Genomic DNA, 24400 nt, shown 5'->3' on the forward strand with positions numbered 1-24400 from the left:
CGCGGCTGAGCCGCGTCACTATTTACCCTTTTCCTAAAAGTTCTTCTCCAACTCGCTCGTAATCTTGCCAAGCATCGGCTGCTTTAGGATCTTTCACGGCATAGACGGGAATTCCTGTCTGTGCTGCCTTTTGGTATGCTGCATAACGACGAATCCAGGATTTGAAGACAGGTAAACCGGCATCAACCAGCATTCCTCTCACCATCTCCCCATCTTTGCTGGGCTTAGGTGGAACAATGGTCAGGAGAATGCGATAGCGGTTTGCGCCAATCGACTGAAGGTATTCCAGGGTCAACACCAGTGCATCCAGAGACAGCACATCGGGCGTGGTGGGAAGGACAATCAGATCGCAGCTATCTGCCAAAATTGCTAAATCTTCCTTGATCGGTCGAGCTTGAGTATCAATCACCACATGGCTAAAGGTGCGGGTTTGGCTGGGCGAATTCCATTCATCGACAACTTCAAACGGCAACTCTCCCCGCTCAGCCCAACTGGTGGCAGAGCGGTTTGGGTCAGCGTCAATCAACAGAGTATCCGCCTGGGTCTGCAAATAAGCCGCCAGGTGAATTGCTGTGGTTGTTTTACCCACGCCTCCTTTGTAGCTAGCAACCGTAATGATCATGTTTAACGAAATTCTGATCCCTTAGCGTAAGGGAGAATTGCAAGTTTAGGGGAGTTTTGAGTTTTGAATTGCTCATGGGTCTCGACCCCGTGTCAAAGCGATATCCTAGAGAGCGAAACTGCTGATCGAGTCTAAATCTTCGGCTTCAGTTGTTTTTCTCATCGCTTTGCTGATATCAATATGCTGACGCAGCCTCAACGAAAACCTGAACCCACCTGGCTCACTGTCGTGCGCCTGCTGCGCTGGGACAAACCCTCTGGACGGCTGATCTTGATGCTTCCGGCACTCTGGGCGGTGTTTCTGGCAGCCAATGGAACTCCGCCAATTCCACTTGTGAGCGTGATCGTGTTGGGAAGTTTGGCAACCAGCGCTGCCGGATGCGTGATCAATGATCTCTGGGATCGGGACATTGACCCAAGGGTAGCGCGAACTCGCGATCGCCCCCTTGCTGCTCGTGCCCTCTCTATTAAGACAGGAATCGTCGTTGCACTGGTTGCACTCATTTGTGCCCTGGGGTTAGCAATTTACCTGAACCCGGTCACCAATCCATTGAGCTTTGGGCTGTGCGTGGCGGCGGTTCCTTTCATTGTCTTCTATCCATTGTCAAAACGGGTTTTTCCCGTGCCGCAATTAGTCATGGCTCTGGCGTGGGGGTTTGCTGTGCTAATCAGTTGGACAGCCGTGACCAGAACTTTGGAACCATCAACCTGGTTACTGTGGGGAGCAACAGTATTGTGGTCCTTAGGATTTGATACGGTCTATGCGATGGCTGACCGGGAAGACGATCGCCGCATTGGGGTTCGCTCCAGCGCTTTATTTTTTGGCTCAGCGGCGGCTCATGTGGTCGGGCTTTGTTTTGCGGGCACAGCGTTGCTATTAGCAGTTTTGGGAATCGGCATGGGGCTAGGAATTGCTTTCTGGCTAGTGCTAGGAATTGCGGGTCTAGCCTGGGTCTGGCATTACATTCAGTTACGCCCCAAAAAGCCGCATCCTTCGCTCTACGGTCAAATCTTTCGCCAAAATGTCTGGATTGGTTTTGTACTGCTGTTTGGTATGGTGCTAGGGACACTGTAGGGTGGGCGAGCGCCCCTACACGGGAAATTCTTAGGGGAAATCCTTCTTTAAAATCTTCTTGGAGATCTTTAAGAAAAACTAGGAATTTCTCACCCACCCCAAACAGAACCGATAAAACCCTATTACAATTCAGTATCCCTGTTACAACTAAATAGCCATTTCAGATTGATCGCTGCCTGCTGCCTCCTCACGCATCTCCACACTGCTCATGTATCTTTCTGTTAACTGCCCTCGTTGCGACCGGGCATTGGGGCAGATTAGTCCCGATGGGCTTTTACAAATTCAGTGCTCCTCCTGTCGGCAAAACTATGGGGCAGTCTACGGTAAGCTTTCAGGCTGGTCTTCTCAGCCGGAAGCAATGCTGTATTTGTCTGATCAGTTGCCTAGCTTTTACAAGCGTCGCTACCAGTTTCGGATTACGACTCCGGGGCGCAGCTTAAGGCTGCTGAAGTTTTCTACACCCGGTTTGCAGGATCAGATTCCGGTGCGTCCTGGCGACAAGATTTTGATTTTGTATTCGACCTGCGGCAGCGGTATCAAGAAACTGCTAACCATCAATAATCATTCGACCGGGCAAAAGTACCATCTGCCCTCTCCGATTCCTGGCTTGGGTTACCTACTGGCTACGCGTGGGAGCGCTTCTTTAGCGATCGCCCTGGGCGTGGCAACAGGTGCCGGAGTCGTGGCAACAACCGGACTGGGGGCGATCGCCCTCTTGATGTACAGTCGTCTGGTTGACACCGCAGAACTCACCAGCCCTGACCTTAAGCCTGACGTTCCAGGGGATGCGCGGTTAATGAGCGAACTTGAGCTTGCCGATCAAAAAGTGATTTTGACCCGTCGCATTGAGCAGTTGCGGCATGAAGGCTATGCCCACCGTGATTTTATCAAACGGCTAACCGCACTCAAAGAAAAAATGCTGAGCGTTGGCGCAGCTCTCTACACGACCCGCATTGCTAGAATCGACCGAGCGATTAAGCTGCTAAAACAGCGAATTAATCAAGATCGCCATCTGATCAACCAGTACGCTCAAACAATTCGGATGATTGAGATTGAGCTAGAAGCCTCGTACCTGGCAGAGCAGCTACCCGAAGCAGATGACTTTACTAGTACCATCATGGGCAAGCTCGATGAACTAAAGGCGATCGAAGCTCGCAACCGCAACCTGTGGCTGGAGCTAGAAGCGAATGAAGAAGTCCGGCGGCTGAGCTTTGGTTAAGGGGTGTAGGCTCAGCGTTGTAAAATTTGCTAGCACTTCACAACCAGTGACGAATAACGAATGACCGATGAAAAGCCGATGACTGCTGAAGCAAAACCTGCTGAAGCGAAAACCGAATCTCAGCCGCAAAATTTACAGAATTCTGCAAAACCTGGGTTTTGGCAATCTCAGCGTGAAAACTTACAAATTTTAGCGATCGCTCTCTTTCTGGCACTTCTAATCCGAGTGTTTATTGCGGAGCCGCGCTATATTCCCTCAGACTCGATGGTGCCGACTTTAGATGTGGGCGATCGCCTGGTGGTGGAAAAAGTCGCCTACCGCTTTCATCCACCCCACCGAGGCGACATCATTGTCTTTGACCCACCTGTGCAGCTGCAATTTCAGGGGTATACCGCCGATCAGGCATTCATCAAGCGCATCATTGGCGAACCAGGGCAAGTTGTGGAGGTGCAGGGAGGCACAGTTTACGTTGATGGAGAGCCTTTGGCAGAAGATTACATTGCTGAACCGCCTGAATATGAAATGCCTCCAGTTTTGGTACCAGCGGGACAATTTTTCGTCATGGGAGACAATCGCAACAACAGCAACGACTCCCACGTTTGGGGCTTCTTGCCTGAAGAAAATATTATTGGCCAGGCAGTATTCCGCTTCTTTCCATTAGAGCGAGTCGGCAAAATTTCTGACAAGTCAAACGCTAGAAGTGCAGATAGTGCAGCAGTTCAGCAGTAAGCTGACCGGGAAGTGATAGCCGCTTTTGCAAGTCTGCTAGGCTGCGATAAGCGCCATAAGTCTGGCGGTTTTGCACGATCGCCCGAGCTAAAAACAAATCCACGACTGGGATCTGACTCAGCGTCTCAACTGAAGCTGTATTCGGACTAATTTGTCGAATCGTGCAGATGCTTTCAGCATCGTAGTAGCAAAATTTCAGCACGGGCTCTAGCGGGCGCAAACGCTGTAGGGGCAGTCCTAGCGCGGCGGCTAAATCTTCTAGGCAGTGAAGCTGAACTCCAGACTGAGTCAGAGCAGTAAGCGATCGCGCCTGATGAATCGACAGTCCTGGCAGCCGCAACCAATCATCTACCCCTGCCTGATTCACGTCAATGTAGATGCCTAGCTCCGCCGCAAGCCGTACTTCTTCGTTAGACTGCAAGCGGTAGTAGGGATCATTCAGCAGCTTCACTCGCAAGGGAGCTTTTGCAACAGCACTCAGTCGCCCAGGTGAAAACCAGTCAGAAATGCCCATTCCTTTGACTCCTCCGGACTGCTTGCCCCCATCAAAATACCTGCCCTAAGCAATCCGATCAAGCAACTGGCGGCGCTTTTGCTCAAACTCGTACTCAGAGATCAGTCCGTCCTGGCGCAGCGTGTCAAGCTGACGGAGAGCATCGGCGATCGCGCCCACCTGGGCCGGATCTACCCCAGGCGACTGAACTGCAACTGTTCCCAATGCTAAAGCAGAATTAAAGTTTTGGTCAAAGTCGTCCTGGTTTTGGGCTAAATACCAGACCCCTTCAATTACACTGGCAACTTTGGGAATGGGTGTCCACGACAGTAACAAATACAACACACCCCAAATTGGCTGCCCCAGATAGAACTTATGCAACCCCGACACGGGCATTACCATTCCAGCAAATGCTAGAGCGACGGCGACTTTACGGTTTTTGAACTTGCTCAACATGCTAGGGACGCTAAAGTCTTTTAAGTTTACGAATATGGGGGTTAGCAGCGCCATTATGCTACAGAACCTACTTCCACATCATATCGATTCTGCTGCCAAGCTGGAATGAAGAAAGGAATTCGAAGGAATTCGACCCAGCTTCAGCCTTCTCAAGGCGTTTTGTCTCAACTGAACAGCCTATTTCAGGCATTAACCGCACGACCCCTCCATTGACCGACCAAAGATTAGGTACTCAAAGAACAGGGATGCACCCGCGTCGTGAGAATGCATCCCTATTCTTTTAGCGGAAAAAGAGTAAACAGGTATTGAAATCTACCCCTTCGTTCTCCAAGCTCAGTCGCACAACATCTACCTTAAGAGATACATTAGAGTGGAGTTGCTCAGTTATCAAACAGAGTTTGTTGGTAAGAGCGCAGCTCTGCCATGCTGACAACAACCTATATCGGTAGGTTAACTTACCTGATAGATTAAGGCAGTATCATTTTGAGACAGGGTCATAAGCTGCATTCTAAAGGTGCTGAAGGGTGTGAGCCATGAAAACAAGGCGCTACCTTACCTAGCTAAATTTGTCTTGCTGGGAAAAAAGCAAAGCGTTTCTACACATCGGCACCTTTTTAATCGGGCATACCAAAATTTGCTCAAGCAAGGGTCATCTTCATCAATGCTAAAGACCAGTTCGTATTTGATTAACACTGACCCACTTTTAAGAGCAGCCTAATCAATGTCACAGATCCCTTTTTCCACAGATTGGCTGAAAAAATTTTCAGATCCCTATGCTGTGTTGGGACTGTCTGTCTCGGCTGACGATCGCCGAGTATTGAAGCGCTATCGTGCTGTGGCTAAGCTTTTACATCCTGATGGATACACCACCGCAGACCCAGCAGACCGGAATCTCGCCAGTCAGCTCTTTGCTCATTTGATCAGTCCTGCTTACCAAAAACTCAAGCAAGACAAAGGTCGAGCTGAAAGCTTGGCTCTGCTTAGAATTCATGTGCGGCGAATGAATCATGAAGCGCCTTTATTGCCCCAAAGCGACCCTGCTCGGCAGTTGATTAAAACACCCATGCACTCCGTGGATGTGTTTTATGAGCAGGCGATCGCCCAGTTAGCTGACTCCCAATATCAACCGCTTGGTCAGTTTGAGCCAATCACCCAACAACTTACCGAACTCAACTTGGTTTACCTCCAGTTAAAAATGGGTGAGCCTGTTCGCCCGAAACCAACCGGGTTGGTTCCGGCTGAGCAGATCAAACGAGAAACCGCTGCTTCAGCCGATCCAAAACAACAGTCTAATGGCAATTACGCCCAACGCCACTATGTTCGTGCGCAAGAGTACATGAAAAAAGAAAGCTGGTCAATGGCAGTACAAGAGTTGCGAGATGCAATTCGGTTAGAGCCAACCAAGAGTGAGTTTCATTCTTTGTTGGCAAAAGCCTATTTCATGCAAAATCTGACTGGCATGGCAACAGTCCACTTTCGGCAGGCGCTTAAACTAAATCCCCAAGACTCACTGGCTCTGGAGTATGCCAAGAAACTAAAAATCAAGCTAGATCCACCCAGTCCTGCTAAAAAAGGAGGGCTTTTTGGTTTGTTCGCCAAAAAGCAATAGTAGCTCTGTTGGAAAACTTCAACTGTAGGGATTACCGACCCTCTAGCCTACTCGAGGTTGGATTAAGATAGGTTTAAATAAAAAGCATAGTTAACTCTCTATCACCTAGAGAGCATAGGCAAGAGCATCAGTGGATGTGAATAGAAATGGGATTCTTTGACTCTGAAATTGTTCAGCAAGAGGCTAGACAGTTGTTTGAGGACTACCAGAACCTCATGCAGCTAGGCGGTGACTACGGCAAGTTTGACCGTGAGGGCAAGAAGCTTTTCATCGAAAAAATGGAAGAAATGATGGAACGCTACCGCATCTTCATGAAGCGGTTTGAACTATCCGAAGACTTCATGGCACAAATGACTGTTGAGCAGCTAAAAACCCAGCTAGGTCAATTTGGTGTAACGCCTCAGCAGATGTTTGACCAGATGCATTACACCCTCGAACGCATGAAGTCTGAATTAGAGAAACAGGTCTAGTCAGGGCGCGGAAAGTTTGAGGCAGGCGGGAAGTTTTCTACAGGTACGCCCTGTAATGCCTGCTGCATAAAGTCACGCCAAATTGGAGCGACATAACCACCGCCAGTCGCTCCAATACCGATGGGGCGATAGTCGTCGTTGCCAATCCAAACGGCAACCGAAAGCTGTGGCACATAGCCGACGAACCAGATATCTCGCTCAGATGAAGTAGTTCCAGTTTTTCCTGCGGCTGGGCGATCTAAACGCGCGGATGTAGCTGTACCGCGAGTCACGACTCCTTGCAATACATCGTTGAGAGAGGCAACTGCCCAAGGATCTAGAACTAATTGAGGCTGGGGGGTATTGTCTAGCAGTGTTTTACCTGTGCTATCAGTCACCTGAACGATAAAGGTCGTTTGGGATTGCCAACCACCACTTGCAAAGGTCGCATAAGCAGCCGCCATCTCCAGGGGAGTCAGGTCAACAGAGCCGAGTGGTAGTGATGTGACCGGTTCGATTGGGCTAGTAATGCCTAAGGTTCGCACCACTTCAATAACGCGATTGAGTCCGACTGATTGTCCCAGACGTACAGCAGGAACGTTTCGGGATTGCTCCAGGGCAGATCTTAAGGTAATTGGGCCGCTAAAGCCACCACCGTAGTTTTGCGGACTGTAGGTTTCGTAACCGTCGGGATAACTGACGGGAGTGTCATTAATGATTGAGTCGGGGCGATATTTGCCAGAGGCAAACGCAACATAGTAAACAAATGGCTTAAAGGCTGAACCAGGCTGACGAATTGCCTGAATTGCTCGGTTGTACTGGCTGTTGTTGTAGTCTACTCCGCCAACCATTGCTTTCACGAAATGCGTCCGAGGATCAACGGCGACTAGCGCCATCTGGTCTGCATTCAAGCCTCGCCGTCGGATAGTTTGATAGCCGCGTGTGACCGTTTCTTCGGCGATTCGCTGGAGCTTCAGATCGATTGTAGTCTGGACCCGCATTCCGCCTTTAATGACAGAATCTTGACCAAAGCGCTCGTTTAGCTCTTGCAGTACGGCTTCAGTTACGTAGGGAGCTTGACTTGCCCGAAAAGAGGTCACTTGCCCCAAACGTAAGGGCTGCTGTCTGGCAGTGGCTTCTTCTTCAGCGGTGATCCAGTTTAACCGGCGCATTCTGCTCAAAATGACAGACTGCCGCTGCCTGGCAAGCTGATAGTCGAGGAAGGGGCTGTAGCTCTCTGGTGCTTGAATCAAGCCTGCCATCATGGCGGACTCTGCCAGAGTTAATTCAGAGGCTGATTTGTTGAAGTAACTTTGGGCTGCAGTTTCTACACCATAGGTGTTGTGTCCCCAGTAGACCTGATTCAGGTACATTTCCAAAATCTGGTCTTTGGTGAAAACCTGCTCTAGTCGGAGGGCTAATACGGCTTCTGCGACTTTGCGGCTAAGCGATCGCTCCGGTGTAAGGAACAGGTTTTTCACCAACTGCATAGTCAAGGTGGAGCCACCTTCAACCGTTCGTCCTTCCTCCAAATTAGCCAGAAAAGCCCGGGCGATACTGCCAGGGTTAATGCCGTGATGGGAAAAGAACTGGCTGTCTTCGATCGCAATCACTGCCCGTTTCAGGTCTGGAGAAATGCTGTTGAGGTCAACGACATCCCGATTGACTTCATCATGAATGCTGTCTAGCAGAGTGCCGTTGATGTCGTAGACGTAGCTCGTTTCTGAAGGAATATAGTTTCGTAACATCCGCACGTCCGGCAGATTACGAAAGCTGATTGCCAAACCGACAAGCCCACCTGCAATCACAGAACTGGTCAGCATCGTGATGCCCAGCAACGTGCCGGCTGTCACCTTGCCCACTGTCTGGACAAATTGAAAGACTGGAGCGAGGTCTTCTGATTGTTTTTGCTTATTTTTGACAGTAGGGTTAGACGACACAGCAGTTTAATTCCTTAGTCGAAAATCAGAGAGGGTTGTGAAAACGTAGAGTAGAGGCAGAAGTCAAGGATAAAAGGAAACAAAATAAGCGGTTATTTTTGGATATTACGCTTACAGAGGAGAGTGGCTTGCTTCTGCAGAGAGTTGACAGAAAATTTATTAAGTACCTGGTTTGCGTCTTGAGCTTTGAATTGAGAGTCCGGAGATTTACAGAAGTTGCCTGAATGGCTTTCTAGTTTAGGCTGCGTTAGCGTTAGCGTAACGTATTGTTTCTCTTGTTCGTGGAGGGCATGATAGCGATCGCCTCCACCCGGACAGTAAGAATTAGACTAGGGCTTTTCTATGTCCTATAAGTTTTGCAATTATAGTAGTTTGCTCGTCAAATGCTTGAATATAAAGCAGTGCTAAATGGATTTATCTGTGCCAAGTATGGCTTCTGAATCGGCAAATGCAACCTCCCTTTCATGGCTGAATCGCGGTTTGAGTGAAATTTTCCCCAATCAGCCTGATTCTGACCAGCCTGACGAAAATTTGGTGCAGCGCATCGCTCAAGCGGATAAACCCCTACGAGTCAAACTTGGAATTGACGCGACGGGGGCAGACATTCACCTGGGTCACAGCATTGCATTCCGTAAGCTGAGAGCATTTCAGGATGCGGGACACACGGCGATTTTGCTGATCGGTGATTTTACTGCCCGGATTGGCGACCCAACTGGAAAGTCAGAAGTTCGTCGGCAGCTTACCGCTGAGGAAGTCAAGCAAAATGCCCAAACTTATATCGAACAGCTTCGACCCATTTTAGACTTTGAGACTCCGGGACGGTTGGAAATCCGCTATAACTCGGAGTGGCTGTCACAGCTTGATCTGTCCAAGATCTTGGAACTGTTGGCGACGATGACTGTCGGGCAAATGCTGGCTAAAGAAGGGTTTGCGGAGCGATACAAGCAAAGTAACCCAATCTATCTGCATGAATTTCTCTATCCGCTGATGCAGGGCTATGATTCCGTGGCATTGAATGCAGATGTGGAACTGGGCGGAACGGATCAGAAATTTAACATTGCAGTGGGACGAGATTTGCAGCGGCATTTTGGGCGATCGCCCCAGTTCGGTTTGCTCATGCCGATTTTGCCTGGAACGGACGGTGTGCAGAAAATGTCAAAGTCTTTGGGCAACTACGTTGGGTTATCGGAAGATGCGCTGAGTATGTATTCCAAGCTGGAAAAGACCCCAGACAGCGTAATTGAGCAGTACTTCGAGCTTTTAACTAACCTTCCACTTGACCAGTTGCCCGAGGCTCCGCGCGATCGCCAAAAAATGCTGGCTCTAGACATCGTGACTCAATATCACGGTAAAGATGCAGCCCTAGCAGCCCAACAAGCAGCCCAATCCCTGGTGCAAGGTGGTACGGCTAGCGCTGAGGCGGTGCCAGAATTTTCTCTGGAATCGGTGCAGTTTCCTGCCAAGTTTTTCTATATTGTTAGCGTGAGTGGCTTGTGTAGCAGCAGTTCTGAGGCGCGACGACAGATTCAAAATGGGGGGGTGCGGCTGGATGGCGATCGCATTCAAGATGTCAATCTCATCTTTGAAACGGCGGCTGACCTCAACGGCAAGGTGCTACAAGTCGGCAAAAATAGGTTTGTTCGCTTAGTGGTTTAGTATGTCTCCAGCCGATCGCATCATTGTTCCGTTAGACGTTTCTAGTGAAAGGGAGGCGATCGCTCTGATCGATCGCCTGCCGCAGGTCAGCTTTTGGAAAGTGGGGCTGGAACTGTTTGTCAGCAGCGGCTCTGGAATTTTGACGGTGTTGAAAGAACGCCAGAAGCAAATCTTTTTAGATTTGAAGTTTCACGACATTCCTAATACGGTTGCGGGAGCGTGTCGGGCGGCAGCGAGTTATGGGGTAGACCTGGTGACGATTCATGCGACGGCAGGCAGTGAAGCGCTTAAGGCTGCACAGGCTGCAGCACTGGAGGGTGCAATCGCCGCCAGCCATACCCCACCCAAGCTAGTTGCGATTACGGTATTGACTAGTTTGAATTTGCGATCGCTGGCGTTTGAGCTAAAAATTCCGCTGGAGCTAACAGACTATGCGCTGCAAATGGCTTTATTAGCTCAGGAGAGCGGTCTAGCTGGGGCAGTTTGTTCACCCCAGGAAGTGGAACAGTTGCGCCAAACCTGTGGCGATCGCTTTTTGCTCGTCTGTCCGGGAGTGCGTCCGACCTGGGCAGAAGCAGGGGATCAGAGGCGATCGCTTACCCCTGCGGCTGCATTAAAAGCAGGAGCCAATTATTTGGTGATTGGTCGTCCGATCACGGCGGCAGAAGATCCTGTCATTGCCTTTGAGCGAATTTGTGATGAATTAGCCACCGTCCTGTAATCGTAGGAGTCAACTTTAATGCAGTGGCAAGCCACACAGAAATGGCTTTGTTGGATAGCGGGTGGGCTGGTAGCAGGCGGATTTGCGCCATCTCTTGCAACAACAACCCATTCAGACCATCCCACCGCACTACCAGGACACGCTGATGCCGCTGACTACATTCGCCCTGAGGTTACTTGCCCGGATGACTTAGAAAGCTTGACTGCAATGCTGCTACGAGATTTGCCGAGTTATGCAAACCGGGTGAGCCAGCGGGCACGAAATCGGGAGCGATCGCTCGATGTTTTCGGCTACGTCTTACTGGCAGGACGACCCGAATTTGAGCCGCTGAGCCTTGGACCCGGTGAGTACACGCCAACGGCACCGGAAGACGATCCTGACCAAGTTTTCTTCACGACTCTAGAACGGCAGTATGTAGCCGGTGAAGCTGTGCGGTTTCAGCACTATCACTGGCTGTTTCTCACCCAAACAGAGAGTGGTTGGCGCTTTGTGCTAATGCTCTCCCAAATCGGCAGTCCTCCCGACGAACCCCCTTCCCCCCCGACAGACACCAGTAATGGCGTAATTGGTCGGGCGATTCAGACTTGGTTAAGGGACTGCCGGGCTGGAGACATACAGCCTTTGTAAGTTAGGCTCCTGATCCCCGAATTTCATCGAGCTTAGCCCGTACTGCCTGAATATCCTGCCACATCAGCCATTTGGGGCCGCCTTTTTCCCGTGACTGATTTCGCAGCAGGTAGGCAGGGTGAAAAATTGGCATACAGAGCCGGTTATCCCATTCCAACCACTCCCCTCGGATCTTAGTAATGCCTCGTTTGTCACCCGTTATGCCTTTTACTGCCGTTGCTCCGGTTAGCAGAATAATTTTGGGATCAACTAAGCGGATCTGCTCCATCAGGTAGGGCTTACAGGCTTCCATCTCATCCGTCGTCGGAGTGCGATTGTTGGGCGGACGGCACTTCACAACGTTGGAGATGTAAACGTCATCCTGACTGCTGAGCTTAACGGACTCTAGAATTTTTTCTAAAAGCTGTCCCGCTTTGCCGATAAAGGGTATCCCGGTTTCATCCTCGTTTTGCCCTGGACCTTCTCCCACGATCATGATGTCTGCTTTTGGATTGCCCCGCCCAACTACCGCATGAGTACGCGTCGCCCCTAAGTCACAGCGGTGGCAGCGATTGCAGTGATCGGGGATTTGATCAAGCGTCGGGTAAGTGCCAGGCGGAATTGGCACCTTTACATCAGTGGGGATCAGGTCTGGATTAAAGTCGGCAGGGGGCGCGGTGTCTTTGACCTCCGACAGGTTAAACAAGTCAATTTGATCAGGCATGTAGTTCTTAAAAGTGTCGGCGTATTGACCGCAAGCGAGAGCAGGAAAGAATTCCTAAACTTGTCGTCTTTCTAGACAGGGCTTCTCTAAACAGTTTGGTTGTTGCTTGCAGTTAGGGCAATCTTTTAAATTTTAGAGCCAATTTTTTCTAGCCAGGACTTATTTAGCTTGGGAATTCAAGATTTTCCTGATTAGACGACAAAATCAGGCATGATAGGCTTGATCCCACCGCACCTGGAGGGAGCGATGCCGCCTATTCCTTTGTTTCGCGATCGCCAGGAAGCTGGAGAAAAGTTAGCACAAGCCGTTCTTCAGGAAGTTGAACAGTTGGACTTGCTGCTGCCTATGAGGGCTATTGTCTATGCGTTGCCGAGGGGCGGGTTGCCCGTAGCGGCTCCTGTGGCGCGATCGCTAAACTGTCCACTTGATGTGGTGATTGCCAAAAAGGTAACTCGTCCCGAAAACCCAGAGCTAGCAATTGGTGCAGTCACGGCAAATGGGCATATCATTCGCTCTCGTCAGGGTGCTTTTATTCAACCGCTTGGTGGCTCCTGGCGATTGGCACTGCAAGAGGCACAGGCTAAAGCACAGGAGCAATTGGAACAGTTTACTGCTAGCCGTCCACAGATCGATCCCAAAGGGGCGATCGCCGTTCTAGTAGATGATGGCATTGCGACGGGAATGACAATGGCAGTCGCAGCCAGGGCACTACGGGCAAGACGACCTGCAAAAATCTTGATTTGCGCTCCGGTTGCTCCTTTAGAGTTGGTCAGTTTGTTAAAGCATTGGGGCGATCGCGTGATTGTGTTAGCCGCTCCCGAAACCTTCCTCAGTGTTAGCCGCTTTTATGCAGAGTTTCCTCAAGTCGAGATGGAAGAGGCGCTGGCTTGTTTAGTTCGGCAAAACGAAGGGTAAGGATTATTTCGCCAAAATTTGCTGGTATGCCTGGATTGTTTGTTGGGCGATCGCCTTCCAGCTATAGTGTTTGAGCGCATGAGCCTGAGCGTTTGCGCCACGCCGTTGCCGCTCCGGCACAGATTGAATTGCGGCTCTCAGCTGGTCTGTCAGGGCATTCACTTCGCAGGCGCTGACCCAGCCTGCCTCTGACTGTTTCACATCTTCCCAGATGTGTACCTGATCTGAAATGACGACGGGCACGCCCGCCGCCATTGCTTCTGCGACAGCGATACCAAAGTTTTCGTAGTAGGACGGCAGCACAAATAGGTCAGCCGTTTGCAGCAAGGCCGTTTTTGAGTCACCCGTAACAAATCCGACGATTGTAGAATGTGGCGCTAGAGATGAACTTTGCACCTGGGTGCGAATGCGATTCTCATAATCTAGGTCTTGTGGATTACCACCAGCCAGCACGAAATGGAATTTTAATCCCTCTGCCAGCAGTCTTTCTAGTGCTGGAAACAGCAAATCCAATCCTTTTTTAGGATCAATCCGTGACATAAACAGCACCAGGGGAACATCCTGTTGCCGTGGAATCTTTAAATTTTGCAGTACAGAATTACGGGCTGTTTGAGAATCTGTTAGGTCTGATTTTTGCCAGTTAACTCCCAAAGGAATTACCAAATCCTGTGTGACGGCTCCAAAGCGTTCTGAGACTTTGGCTTCTTGGGGGCTAGTGAAATGGACAGCGGCAGCTCCAGCCAGATTTGGACGTTCTAACAGCGCCGCGTAAATTTGCTTGAGTGCCTTCTTTTTCTGTAAGTCAGCAGGATCAAGGGTTCCTAACGGACGCAATAAGTAGGGAAGATTTTTAGAACGAGCGACGCTAGCCGAAAAACTACTGATGGGAGAAAACAGGGCATGGATGTGAGCCAAGTCAAATTCATCGGCATGGTCAGCTAGCCAGCGCAACAACCCCAACGAAAACTTGTAGCGGCGGAAAGGGGAGCAGCGAAAGTAACGAACTTGATAACCTTCTTGAGCAACGGGGCGATCGAGCGGTACATTTAAGGGTGGCTGACCTACGTCGCCATTTGAGTCAGTCGTTAGTACTGTCACCTCAACGCCTTCAGCCGCTAACGCCTTAGAAAGACCCAGCACCATCTGACTCGGCCCGCCATAAACCAAGGAAATCGAGGGAACAATTTGGAGAATCCGCAGCGGGTGATGCATAGTGGCTGGACTTAGTGGCGGTTGCCAAGAATTTGCTTATAGAATTCAAGCTGTTGCTTTGCTAGAGCCAGGTTGGTGTAGTGGGTCATGGCTCTGCTGTAGCCTCGCTGGGCAAGATCACGAGCTAGCTCTGGCTGGTCAATCAGCTTGGCTAAACAGTCTGACAAAGCAACCACGTTCCCTTCTGGGAAAATCAAACCTGCATCTTTGATCACATAGGGAATTTCGCCCGAATCTGACCCGACAACCGGAATCTGACACGCCATTGCCTCAATTAAGACGTGTCCAAACTGTTCTTTCCAGCCAGCAGAAGTTAATGTTTTAAACTGCTTATCAGTTTCGGAGGGCAAGACCAAGCAGTTCATTAAGTTGATATAGCGAGGCACGTCATCGTGGGGAACGCTCTCGACCCAAATGATGCGATCGCCAATTCCCATTGCGGTTGCTTCATCCATCAGCGTTTGCTTTAATGGACCGCGACCGAGCAGTAGCAGTTTCCAGGGGCGATCGCCCAATTTCTCAACGGCTTTAAGCAGCGTTAGCAGTCCCTTTTCTGGGACAAACCGACCGACAAAACCCACCACAAATTCATGCGGCTTAACGCCAACTTTAGCTGCTAGTTCGGGTTGGAGCCGAGGGCAAAACAGTTTTTCATCTACCCCAAGCTGAGGCATCACTTTTGTGGCTCCCCGATAGCCTCGCTGCTGCAAAATCTCGGCTCCATCCTGATTTCCTACAATTAGTCCCTGCGTGTGGCGCAGGTTGTAGCTCTCTAGCCAGGAGATCGGAAACTTCAGGTCGTAGGGTAAATTCCACCAGGTAAAAAACACGTTTTTAGCGTTGAGCCGTAGGATGCGATTCAGGGTAATTAGCTCAAAGTAAGCCAGTGCTTTAGAACCTTGCTCAACTTGAATAATTTCAGGACGAAATTTTCGCAGCAACGAAACTAGGTCAGCCCCAAATAGTAAAAGTCCCTGGTTGTTTTCGCTGAAGTTAGAGACAGGTACAACCTGAAACGAACCTTCCTGTCGAAATCGCGTTTCAATCAGCTTATTTTGTACGCCTCCGGGTCGCCAGCGTCGAGGCACTACAATCGTAACTTCAATACCTGGCTCCAACGCAGCCATGAGTCTGAGTTTTTCGCAGTTCAGGTCAACGATGTAGGTGTGACTCGCTACCAGAATTCTCACTTTACAACTCCACGGCTGATTAACTTTGCGGCTGATGGTTAGGCTTTAGGCTGATTTGGGGACTGCTATCTTCCTGATCCAGACGGCTATAGGACTGTCCATCATTCCAAAGTGATTGGAGCACTGTCCATAGAGCACTTAAGAAGCCAGCCGTGTAGAATCCAGCTCGACTTAAAATCTTAAGGGGAGAACCGCTTTTATGGCAGGGTGGACGACCCAGCACATGGCAGTCAAACAGTCGGGCAAATAGTCGCAGTGCCTGAGAAAAGGTGAGGTTTTTTAGCCCCAGAAGGAAGTGGTTGTGGTAGAAGGTAATTTGGTATTTGAGCGATCGCGTACTGATGTCATGACAGCCGCCCGTTTCCTCACCTAGATGCACCAGGTGTGCCTCTGGGTCATACCAAATTTGCAGCCCCGTTTGGCGAATGTGCAGGCAAAAATCTGACTCCTCCCGCACTGCGCTACCCCGGAACCGTTCGTCAAACCATAGCCCATACTTCTCAAACAGGTCACGGCGAAAGGACATATTGCAGCCTCTTGCCGTCAAAACACGCTGAGGCTTAATCGTATGCACCAAATCAATGTGATACCAGGCAATTCCAGGGTCCATCGCTTCAGCAGGCAAATATTCGATCGTCAAACCTGGATCAGCATCTGCCAGCTTCATCCGGTCAAATACTCGACCTGCGACTGCACCAATTTCTGACCGGGCAAAATTTCGAGCGTGGGCAGCTATAAATCCGGGCGGTAACTGCACGTCATCATCAATAAAGAGAATAATTTCTCCCAAAGCACGACGAACTGCGTAGTTTCTAGCACCTGGCAAACTGGCCCAGCCTACCCGAAACAGGCGAATCTTCTCAGTAGCCGCCAGTTCGTTTAAGTAAGCCTCAGTTTCAGGCTCATGGTTCTGCGTTTGGTCTACTACCAGCACTTCATAGTTTAGGTAGTCCTGCTGGATGACATTGGTTAAGGTGTCCCGTAGAACTTCCTCGCGACCATAGGTTGGAATGACGACAGAGATCAGAGGCAAAGTCAAGGGAGACGCTCCTAATAAACCTTGATAAGCGTATACATCAACAAAAAACGATTAACAAAAAGCGATCGCCAACTCATTCGATTGGATTAGGCTAGGCTAACCCACACCCTTCTTAACACAAAACTAACTGAATCCTGCTCGTTTTAAGCGCTTCCTCTTCCTACCCACCGGCTCTTCTATGCCTTGTGCAGCTAGCTTTTCCTGACGGTCTAACTTGGGTAGTTTTAACACAACCCCAGCAAAAAACCAGTAGTAAACGGCAACCGGATCAACATCCAAAGGATAGTAATAGGTGTTGTAGCTAATTAGTAGAACAAACACCCAATAAGAAGCACCAAAGCTTTTCAAGTTGCGTTCTTTAACAGAGCGATAAGCCCTAAAGGTCTCTATGGTTAAAACTGTCACCACTGCCAAAAATGCCAGTGTTCCGAGTGGTCCAATTTCGTAGAGTAACTTGGGATAGTAGGTTTCAAAAAATGCAGTGTCGCCAAATACCCGTGCCGAATTGGTAGCCCTACCTAACCCCTTGCCCAGTATGCCCTCTTGAACCCCTAATGCCCATTCAAACTGACTCACAATGAACTCTTGAGGAGGAGAAGCTTCCCATCTACCCCAAAAGCTATCAACCCTTTCCTGCACGATTGCTGGGTTGTTTACAGAAGCAATTCCTAAAAGAATAGCTAATATAAATGCAGCAGGAAGGAATCGCTTTAAGTTGACTATCTGACCCGTCAAGACAAGAAGTACCATAATAGAGACTGGAACCAGCCCCAGCGCAACCCTCTGCCCTGATAGAACAGACATCACAAAGACAGCCGCCATTGACAGCAGTCCCATTGTCCTCCAACGTGCGAAAGGATCGCTAAAAGCGGAGGCAAAACCGAAGAAACCAGCCGAAATCAGAAACCAACCCCACTGCCAAGGTGCAACGAATGTCCCTGGTAGGCGAATTTGCCCATGCTCTGGGCTATAAAGTAAAGAGCCACCAACAAAGCATTTGGCATCTAGAGAAGCCCTGAATAAACTAGATCCTTCTGCGAACCGAGTGCCTTCGCATCGCCCTGTTTTTAGAAACAAATATTGAACAAAGGCAAGACCACAGCAGGTCAAAATCAAAACGACGGTCAGTCGAGACAAAAATAACAAATCGCTTTTGTTTCGGATTAGGTAGTAAGCACAGACAATTAGAGGAATGTATCCTATTAAAACCTTAAGTCCAAGAACTCCCATCAGGAATGGGCTACCGCCTGCGGAAATGTCAGCATCTTCATACAAAATTCCTTCGTCCGCTGCATATAAAGTTCCTTCTAAAGGACCAGTAGCCGCCGAAAATTGCTGCATTCCATTAACAAAGGTCAAGGTAAACAAACAGAGGACAAGCAAAATCGCTAACGGAGTGACCAATCGCTTAGGAATAAGTAAGGGCAGGTTTTCCCGGCGGCAGTATTGAATTACGCCAAATAAGGCAGGAATGTAAAAGCCGTCTTTGGCAAGCTGAAGCAGAGGGCTATTACCAATGTAGTAAGTGATGGTGCCGCCAAAGGGCAGGTAAATCAGAAATGCCCATAGTGCATGACGGGGATACTTAAAGGACAGCGAAGTGTAAAGAATACCGACTCCTGAGCCAACTCCCACTTTCCAGCCGCCAGCTAACCCTACAATGAGACCGATAATTGCGGCAAAGAAAGCTGCAAAGATCGTAAAATTAATAATCTCTTTACGCAATCGGTCAGCTTTTTTCTTTTGAGCTATCCGCTCTTTAAGTGACGGAACTGGAGCTTCAGAACTATCCTGCTGTTTCGACTTCCACTTTGACTTCTTGGTCGATTTGGTTTTCAGCATAGGAATCCAATGGGATCAATCACAAATTTGGTAGCAAGCGGAATCGTCGTGTAAAGCTTGAGGCTCGGTTATATATTAGTCAATACGTAGTTGCCTTAGTAGTAGTCAAGTCAGATCTTCATCTATTCTTGGAAAATTAAAGATTCTGTAAGCTTAATCCTTAGAAAGAGGATGTTTCTTGGAAGAAGGATGTTCCTGAAGTCCCAGCAAATTGATTGAACCAGTTGGTGGGCTGCCTGCTCCCTTTTCATCCACATAGCAATCATGAGGGTTAATCCTAAACGGAATAGTACTGAACTAACGAGCCTGGAGATGAATCCCTGGGTTAAAGGTCAAGTCAGTGCCATCCATCCTAAAATGATTTGTGAAGCGGGTGGGTGCTTTCACAAACTGAGTAAGACCGCTATATTCCTAGATATTTACAGATACGTCTCTGCAACACAGGGGTGCATCTCTAGCGTTGGGTTAGTGGTCTTACGTATTCGTGAAGTTAGCTAGTCTTATTTCTAAGAAGAGTTAGGAAGGATAGTGCAGTGGACAGTGGACAATTCCGATGCTAGGCTCTAAGCAACTTAGTAGTTGTTAATCTAAACTGTCTATCTTCTCTTGTAGAATGCTGTACTTCATAATTCTAGGTTCGATAAGATCGATTGACTTGGGTAATTAATGTTACAAAGCATCTAGAGATAGCGATAAAGTTATGCTTTAAACCTTTTGGCACATCACGGTATTTAAGAGAGTATTAGCTGCCCTTAATGTTTAAAGTTTACACATTATAAATAATGAGAAAATCCTGTATTGGTTCTGCGTTGCACTGGTTGTACTAATTCCTTGTGACGCTCTTTCTAAACAAAGAGTGTAAGCCCCTTATTCCAAAGAAGTTCGTTCTATCCGGACTTAAAACTAAATAGGCATTAGGTTTAATTGAAGGAAATGTTGTGATATGAACGTCCTATTCTGCTTTGACACAAACTACGAACAGCATTTTGGAGCCGCTGTAACATCACTGATTCTAAACAATCCAGAAGTACAAAAGGATATCTATATCATTACTAATCAAGTTAGTTCTGATTTTCGATCTAAACTTGATGAGTTTAACGACTTCCCGAATCTTAACTTCTATACTTATGAAGTTGAGGAAAATAGCCTCAAGCAACTGAGAGTCGCTGCGCATATTTCTTTGGCAACATACTACCGTCTAGTAGCAGTTAACTTCTTGCCTAAAACAATAGATAAATTGCTTTATCTAGACTCTGACCTAATCGTTAACGGTTCTATCCTTGAACTTTACAACCTTGATATTTCCAAGTATATTGTTGCTGCTTGTGGAGGAAGGGTTGTTACAACAAAAGCAAGGCTTGATTTAAAGAGCGACTTCTATTTCAATGCAGGTGTCATCCTCTTTAACTTTTCGTTGTGGCGAGAGCAAGCTATTGCTGATCAATGCCTTCAATGGCTCGCTGAGAACTCTCGTTTAGCCAAGTATATGGATCAAGATGCGCTAAATAAAATTATTGACGGTCGTTTCTTAAACTTGGACAGACGATGGAACTCTTTAGTCGATTTAAGTGAGGGTACATCCCATGTTAATAAAGAATCTATAATTATTCATTTTGTTGGCTCACTTAAACCCTGGCACAGTTGGTGCATCGCTCATGAGAGGGCACTTTATTGGCGATACCTCAAACTGTCTCCTTGGTCTAAGGCTCGTCCAGAAATACCTCGAAATTCTAAAAAAGCTCTTGCGGCCGCAAGAGCTCTATACCATCAAATCCGTAAGCGTGTCGTATCGTAAAGCTCTCCTGTTACCAATTCCTCCTTGGGTTGGCAAGCGGATTTGTCGGATGCAGCTTGAGTCACTATATGTTGATCAATACGCAGATGCCGCAGTACTGGTTGGGTCAGATCTTTATTTACTTCTTTGAAAATTAAAGATTTGGTAAGTCATTATCCGCAACGAGTTATTGGACTGTTGCCTGCAGGGGGTCGGGCGACAAGGATTGCTCCTTTACCGATGAGTAAGGAGCTTTATCCGATTGGGTTTCGCCGGGGTGCGAATGGCAGTTTGCGCCCTAAGGTAGTCTGCCATTATCTGCTGGAGAAGATGCGGCAGGCGGGCGTTACAACAGCGTACTTGGTGCTGCGTCCGGGAAAGTGGGATATTCCAAACTATTTTGGCGATGGTACGATGCTGGACATGCATCTTGCCTATCTGACGGTGCACGTGCCGTTTGGAGTTCCCTATACACTGGATCAGGCTTACCCATTTGTGCAGGATGCGGTGATTGCGCTGGGATTTCCCGATATTTTGTTTCAACCGCAGGATGCGTTTGCCAAAATTCTCGCACGTCAGGCAAACGGGAGTGCTGATGTCGTGCTGGGATTGTTTCCAACTGAGCAGCCGAGCAAGGCAGGAATGGTAGATTTTGATTTGTCGGGGCGGGTTCGTTATGTGATTGAGAAGCCGCTTCAAACTGATTTGCGCTATATGTGGGCGATCGCCACTTGGACGCCGAAGTTCACCCAATTTATGCATGAGTACTTGAAGGCGATCGCTTCCCAGTATTCCTTGTCTTCAGAATCTTTGACCGATCCGCGACCAGAGTTGCCCATTGGCGATGTGATTCAAGCAGCGATCGATCAGGGTTTTCGAGTAGAAGCTGAGGTTTTTGAGCAAGGTCGCTACCTCGACATTGGCACCCCCGAAAATTTGTCTCAAGCTGTTCGAGATGCGCATGAAGCTAATTGGTGATCGAGCATTATGACCTGGTGCGTTGCTTGATAGCAACGCACCCTACCCGGATTAGAATTAAGTGCTGCTAAGTTGATTACCTCAACCTCAAAGCACGCCGCTCACAATCTTGTTGTCGCTAGATGTGGAGATTTGAATGCGAAACTTCTGGGCGTTTGCTTGGGGTGCTTTAGTCGGGGTTCTGGGTGGACTGATTGGGTTGGGCGGTGCAGAGTTCCGCTTACCCGTTTTAGTCAGTGTTTTTCACTATCGAACTTTACAAGCAGTCATTATCAACCTCCTTGTCAGCCTTGTCACAGTAATATTTTCATTCATTTTTCGGAGTGGCGTTGTGGGGCTAGAAAATGTTGCTGCAAATTGGGCAGTGATCATAAATATTTTGGCTGGCTCTCTAATCGGCTCTTATGTTGGAGTGCATTATGCAACTCAAATTAACGAGCGAGTATTAAACCGAGTTGTCGTCGTTTTTCTAATTTTTCTTAGCGTTGTACTGATAGGGCATCATCTCATCTTTAGTCTGGAGAGTTTGCAATTGCCGAGCCTTTTAAGAATCAGCTTAGGATTTTTGGCAGGAATCGTAATTGGCGTGTTTAGCAGTATGTTGGGTGTAGCAGGTGGAGAGTTAATTATCCCAACAATCATTTTGTTGTTTTCGGTTGATATTAAGCTGGCAGGAAGCTTGAGTCTTGCGATCAGTATTCCAACTATTGTGATGGGTCTGTTTAAGTACAGAAGTCAGAAAAGGTTCAGGGAAGCTAAATCAGAACAGAAATTTATCGTTTCAATGGCATCTGGTTCAATTTTGGGTGCATTTGTTGGCAGCAATCTTTTAAGGTACGTATCAAGCTCTCTGTTGTACTTAAACTTGGGTACAGTTTTGTTGCTATCAGCGTTGAAACTGGCTAAGCATAAGCCAACTGCCTAATAACCCTATTTGGTTGTGTTTCCTTTACACTTGCCGCTGTGCCCTTTCTAAGCGATTTAGCACTACTACATCTTCAATTGTGGAAATTAGCATTACAATCGCAAAACCAATCAGAAAGTAGCTCAACCCTAATTCTCCTGAGATCAAGCCGTAAATCTGAATTGCTAAGGGCACCAAAATTCCGATCGCATCAACAATGTAGTTCCCCTTTTTACCCATATCACCAATTGTGCGTTGCCACCAGGGAAATAGGCTGCACACCATGAGCGTCAGGGCAAATCCAGCTGCGAGTGCTGCTCCAGTGCTGCTGAGCGAAAACCAAATGATGGCAAATACTGTCGCTGCGGCTAAATAGATCAGGGTAAAAAGATTGAAGCGCCTCATTGCTGGACTTTCTCTTTTGCGATGTTGTCAATGATTAGACAGGTTTCTAGCTTTTGGCTCATCTAGCTGAAGGTTGAATTGCATTCTGTTACGTCACATCCAATCTCCAAGAATCAGGCTGAGTATTGCTAGATCTTTACATGATGTCTAAAAGCTACTAGTAAAAACCCATAGAGCCGAAAGAGTTTTTAATGAAATCTTAAGGGGGTTCGGTTTAGAACGGGGAAATTACGGTTTAAATCTTTTGCCCACAGGGATAAATCTATAAGTCTGAAAAGGTTGGGAGTTTAATTTACAAGGATGGGGGCAAGTTAGTGGTCGGAGATGCTATTGGGAATCTACTGATTGTTGACGACCAGCCAGATAACCTACGGGTTCTGTCTTCGATTTTAGATCAGCAGGGATATAAGGTCAGGAAGGCGTTGAATGGGGCGATCGCCCTGCAATCTGCACAAATTCACCCCCCTGACCTAATTTTGTTAGACATTATGATGCCGGGAATGAATGGTTATGAGGTTTGTACGGCATTGAAAGCTTCTCCTGAAACTCGTGAAGTTCCGGTAGTTTTTCTGAGTGGAGTGGATAGTGCTGCCGATAAGGTAAGGGCATTTGCAGTTGGCGGATCTGACTATATTACAAAGCCGTTCCAGGCAGAGGAGGTGCTGGCGCGAGTTCACCAGCAGTTGATGCTTCAGTGGCAAACTCAGCGGCTTCAGCGAGAGATTCAGGAGCGCAAACAAGCCCAGTCAGAAACTCAGCTTTTGCTCACGATTATTCAGGCAGTGGATGAGGCAACTAATTTTGAGGCAGCGCTGGATGCGGTGCTGTGTGAGGTGAGACGGGCGATCGCCTGGGACTACAGTGAAGCCTGGACTTCTGACCTGGATGATACAGCGTTTCACCTCAGTCGAGTTGATTATGATGCTGAGGATGTTCGGCTTCAGCAATTTCATGAGATGAGCCGAGATCTGTCTTTTGATCAGAATGTCAGCTTGCTTAAAACAATTTGGACTGCTCGCCAACCGGAGTGGATTGCAGATATTTCTCAGAGCACATCTATGTTTTTGCGATCGCCTGTTGCTCAGTTGGCTGGTCTAACGTCTGCGTTTGCGGTGCCGATTGTTTTGGAAGAGCAGGTTTTAGCGGTTCTGTTATTTTTTAAGCGTAGCCACAGTGAGTTTGAGATTAATTTAGTTAACTTGGTGAGTGCGATCGCCCTACAGCTCGGCGGGTTTATGCAACGTAAACAAGCTGAGGAAGCGCTGAGACGCACAAATTTAGAGTTAAAGCGGCTTGTTAATAGTGATGGTTTAACCCAAATTGCTAATCGACGATGCTTTGATCAGGTGCTTCAACAAGAGTGGCAGCGACTCAGGCGAGAACAGTTGCCCCTATCGCTAATTTTGTGTGATGTTGACTTTTTTAAGCGATACAACGATCACTACGGTCACTTAAATGGAGATGATTGCTTAAAACGGGTGGCGCAGGCGATCGGACAAAGTATTAAGCGCCCTGCGGATTTAGCTGCTCGTTATGGGGGCGAAGAGTTTGCTGTAATTTTGCCAAACACTGATTCCAAAGGCGCTATCTATGTTGCTCAGTGCATTCAGAATGCTATGGCAGATTTACAAATTCCGCACAAGTCTTCTCAAGTAAGTGAGTTTGTCACGGTGAGCATTGGCATTGCTAGTGCCATTCCTCATTCACATCACGATGGACTGGAATCTTTGATTACTACGGCTGACAAAGCACTGTATGCCGCTAAGGAAAAGGGACGTAACACATACTGCTACTAAATCCCTCTGATGTATATCCTGAAACCGTCTAATCAAAGTAATTCAGC

Annotated in this window: 23 protein-coding genes; 13 read left to right on the forward strand and 10 right to left on the reverse strand. The window is 48.2% G+C overall.

The window, feature by feature from the left end:
• Window positions 1–22 precede the first annotated feature (22 nt).
• Window positions 23–622, reverse strand: a complete 600-nt coding sequence (locus H6G00_RS20580) for a ParA family protein (RefSeq protein ID WP_190798155.1) — start codon at window positions 620–622, stop codon at window positions 23–25.
• A gap of 180 nt (window positions 623–802) precedes the next feature.
• Here H6G00_RS20580 and H6G00_RS20585 point away from each other — a divergent pair, with 180 nt between their 5' ends.
• From H6G00_RS20585 to lepB, 3 genes are all read left to right on the forward strand, one after another.
• Window positions 803–1696, forward strand: coding sequence for a 4-hydroxybenzoate solanesyltransferase (locus H6G00_RS20585; protein WP_190798156.1), 894 nt, complete (start codon window positions 803–805; stop codon window positions 1694–1696).
• Window positions 1697–1904: 208 nt separating this feature from the next.
• Window positions 1905–2915, forward strand: coding sequence for a hypothetical protein (locus H6G00_RS20590; protein ID WP_190644936.1), 1011 nt, complete (start codon window positions 1905–1907; stop codon window positions 2913–2915).
• Window positions 2916–2993: 78 nt separating this feature from the next.
• Window positions 2994–3644 (forward strand): signal peptidase I, encoded by a 651-nt coding sequence (gene lepB, locus H6G00_RS20595; protein WP_190798229.1) that lies wholly within the window; start codon window positions 2994–2996, stop codon window positions 3642–3644.
• Here lepB and H6G00_RS20600 read toward each other — a convergent pair.
• Both H6G00_RS20600 and H6G00_RS20605 read right to left on the reverse strand, forming a co-directional pair.
• Window positions 3610–4158, reverse strand: a complete 549-nt coding sequence (locus tag H6G00_RS20600; protein WP_190798157.1) for a ComEA family DNA-binding protein — start codon at window positions 4156–4158, stop codon at window positions 3610–3612. The two genes, lepB and H6G00_RS20600, sit on opposite strands and share 35 nt — an antisense overlap.
• A 45-nt stretch (window positions 4159–4203) precedes the next feature.
• Window positions 4204–4593: an NINE protein gene (locus tag H6G00_RS20605; RefSeq protein WP_190644934.1), complete on the reverse strand. Its 390-nt coding sequence runs from the start codon at window positions 4591–4593 to the stop codon at window positions 4204–4206.
• Window positions 4594–5314: 721 nt separating this feature from the next.
• On the opposite strand from H6G00_RS20605, the gene H6G00_RS20610 reads away from it, so the two are divergent.
• Both H6G00_RS20610 and H6G00_RS20615 read left to right on the forward strand, forming a co-directional pair.
• Window positions 5315–6202 carry a J domain-containing protein gene (locus H6G00_RS20610; protein ID WP_190798158.1) on the forward strand — a complete coding sequence of 296 codons (888 nt, stop codon included), beginning with the start codon at window positions 5315–5317 and terminating at the stop codon, window positions 6200–6202.
• A 146-nt stretch (window positions 6203–6348) separates the two neighbouring features.
• The gene (locus tag H6G00_RS20615) at window positions 6349–6672 is read left to right on the forward strand and encodes a DUF1825 family protein (RefSeq protein WP_190644932.1); all 324 of its coding nucleotides are present in this window, start codon (window positions 6349–6351) and stop codon (window positions 6670–6672) included.
• On the opposite strand, the gene H6G00_RS20620 is transcribed toward H6G00_RS20615, so the two are convergent.
• On the reverse strand, window positions 6669–8591 hold the full coding sequence (locus H6G00_RS20620; RefSeq protein WP_347278207.1) for a penicillin-binding protein 1A: 1923 nt from the start codon (window positions 8589–8591) through the stop codon (window positions 6669–6671). The two genes, H6G00_RS20615 and H6G00_RS20620, sit on opposite strands and share 4 nt — an antisense overlap.
• Before the next feature lie 408 nt (window positions 8592–8999).
• Here H6G00_RS20620 and tyrS point away from each other — a divergent pair, with 408 nt between their 5' ends.
• The 3 genes from tyrS to H6G00_RS20635 are packed head-to-tail and all read left to right on the forward strand — an operon-like array spanning window position 9000 to window position 11595.
• Window positions 9000–10247 (forward strand): tyrosine--tRNA ligase, encoded by a 1248-nt coding sequence (gene tyrS, locus H6G00_RS20625; RefSeq protein WP_190798159.1) that lies wholly within the window; start codon window positions 9000–9002, stop codon window positions 10245–10247.
• 1 nt (window position 10248) lies between these two features.
• Window positions 10249–10968 carry an orotidine-5'-phosphate decarboxylase gene (gene pyrF, locus H6G00_RS20630; RefSeq protein ID WP_190798160.1) on the forward strand — a complete coding sequence of 240 codons (720 nt, stop codon included), beginning with the start codon at window positions 10249–10251 and terminating at the stop codon, window positions 10966–10968.
• Between the two features lie 18 nt (window positions 10969–10986).
• Window positions 10987–11595 carry a hypothetical protein gene (locus H6G00_RS20635; protein WP_199318615.1) on the forward strand — a complete coding sequence of 203 codons (609 nt, stop codon included), beginning with the start codon at window positions 10987–10989 and terminating at the stop codon, window positions 11593–11595.
• Between the two features lies 1 nt (window position 11596).
• Here H6G00_RS20635 and H6G00_RS20640 read toward each other — a convergent pair whose 3' ends face one another.
• Entirely contained in the window at window positions 11597–12298 is a 702-nt protein-coding gene (locus tag H6G00_RS20640) for a uracil-DNA glycosylase (protein ID WP_190798161.1), read from the reverse strand.
• Between the two features lie 246 nt (window positions 12299–12544).
• Here H6G00_RS20640 and H6G00_RS20645 point away from each other — a divergent pair, with 246 nt between their 5' ends.
• Entirely contained in the window at window positions 12545–13213 is a 669-nt protein-coding gene (locus H6G00_RS20645) for a phosphoribosyltransferase family protein (protein WP_190798162.1), read from the forward strand.
• 3 nt (window positions 13214–13216) lie between these two features.
• Here the strand turns inward: H6G00_RS20645 and hpsP are convergent, their stop codons facing one another.
• The 4 genes from hpsP to hpsL form a co-directional block, all read right to left on the reverse strand.
• Window positions 13217–14413 carry a hormogonium polysaccharide biosynthesis glycosyltransferase HpsP gene (gene hpsP, locus H6G00_RS20650; RefSeq protein WP_190798232.1) on the reverse strand — a complete coding sequence of 399 codons (1197 nt, stop codon included), beginning with the start codon at window positions 14411–14413 and terminating at the stop codon, window positions 13217–13219.
• 23 nt (window positions 14414–14436) lie between these two features.
• Window positions 14437–15615: a hormogonium polysaccharide biosynthesis glycosyltransferase HpsO gene (gene hpsO / locus H6G00_RS20655; protein ID WP_190798163.1), complete on the reverse strand. Its 1179-nt coding sequence runs from the start codon at window positions 15613–15615 to the stop codon at window positions 14437–14439.
• 19 nt (window positions 15616–15634) lie between these two features.
• The gene (gene hpsN, locus H6G00_RS20660; protein ID WP_190798164.1) at window positions 15635–16654 is read right to left on the reverse strand and encodes a hormogonium polysaccharide biosynthesis glycosyltransferase HpsN; all 1020 of its coding nucleotides are present in this window, start codon (window positions 16652–16654) and stop codon (window positions 15635–15637) included.
• A 123-nt stretch (window positions 16655–16777) separates the two neighbouring features.
• Window positions 16778–18496, reverse strand: a complete 1719-nt coding sequence (gene hpsL / locus H6G00_RS20665; protein ID WP_190798165.1) for a hormogonium polysaccharide biosynthesis protein HpsL — start codon at window positions 18494–18496, stop codon at window positions 16778–16780.
• A gap of 943 nt (window positions 18497–19439) precedes the next feature.
• Between hpsL and H6G00_RS20670 the strand changes: the two genes are divergently transcribed.
• From H6G00_RS20670 to H6G00_RS20680, 3 genes are all read left to right on the forward strand, one after another.
• The gene (locus H6G00_RS20670) at window positions 19440–20291 is read left to right on the forward strand and encodes a glycosyltransferase family 8 protein (protein WP_190798166.1); all 852 of its coding nucleotides are present in this window, start codon (window positions 19440–19442) and stop codon (window positions 20289–20291) included.
• Window positions 20292–20432: 141 nt separating this feature from the next.
• Window positions 20433–21248 (forward strand): sugar phosphate nucleotidyltransferase, encoded by an 816-nt coding sequence (locus H6G00_RS20675; protein ID WP_199318624.1) that lies wholly within the window; start codon window positions 20433–20435, stop codon window positions 21246–21248.
• A 136-nt stretch (window positions 21249–21384) separates the two neighbouring features.
• A complete protein-coding gene (locus H6G00_RS20680; protein WP_190798168.1) occupies window positions 21385–22173 on the forward strand; it encodes a sulfite exporter TauE/SafE family protein in 789 nt (262 codons plus the stop codon).
• Between the two features lie 24 nt (window positions 22174–22197).
• Here the strand turns inward: H6G00_RS20680 and H6G00_RS20685 are convergent, their stop codons facing one another.
• A complete protein-coding gene (locus H6G00_RS20685; protein ID WP_190644924.1) occupies window positions 22198–22557 on the reverse strand; it encodes a hypothetical protein in 360 nt (119 codons plus the stop codon).
• A 314-nt stretch (window positions 22558–22871) separates the two neighbouring features.
• Between H6G00_RS20685 and H6G00_RS35625 the strand changes: the two genes are divergently transcribed.
• Complete coding sequence (locus tag H6G00_RS35625; RefSeq protein ID WP_347278208.1) at window positions 22872–24353, forward strand: diguanylate cyclase; 1482 nt, start codon at window positions 22872–22874, stop codon at window positions 24351–24353.
• The last annotated feature ends 47 nt before the right edge of the window (window positions 24354–24400 follow it).

The organism is Leptolyngbya sp. FACHB-541 (assembly GCF_014695875.1).
In the GTDB taxonomy this organism is placed as follows: Bacteria; Cyanobacteriota; Cyanobacteriia; order Elainellales; family Elainellaceae; genus JAAUTN01.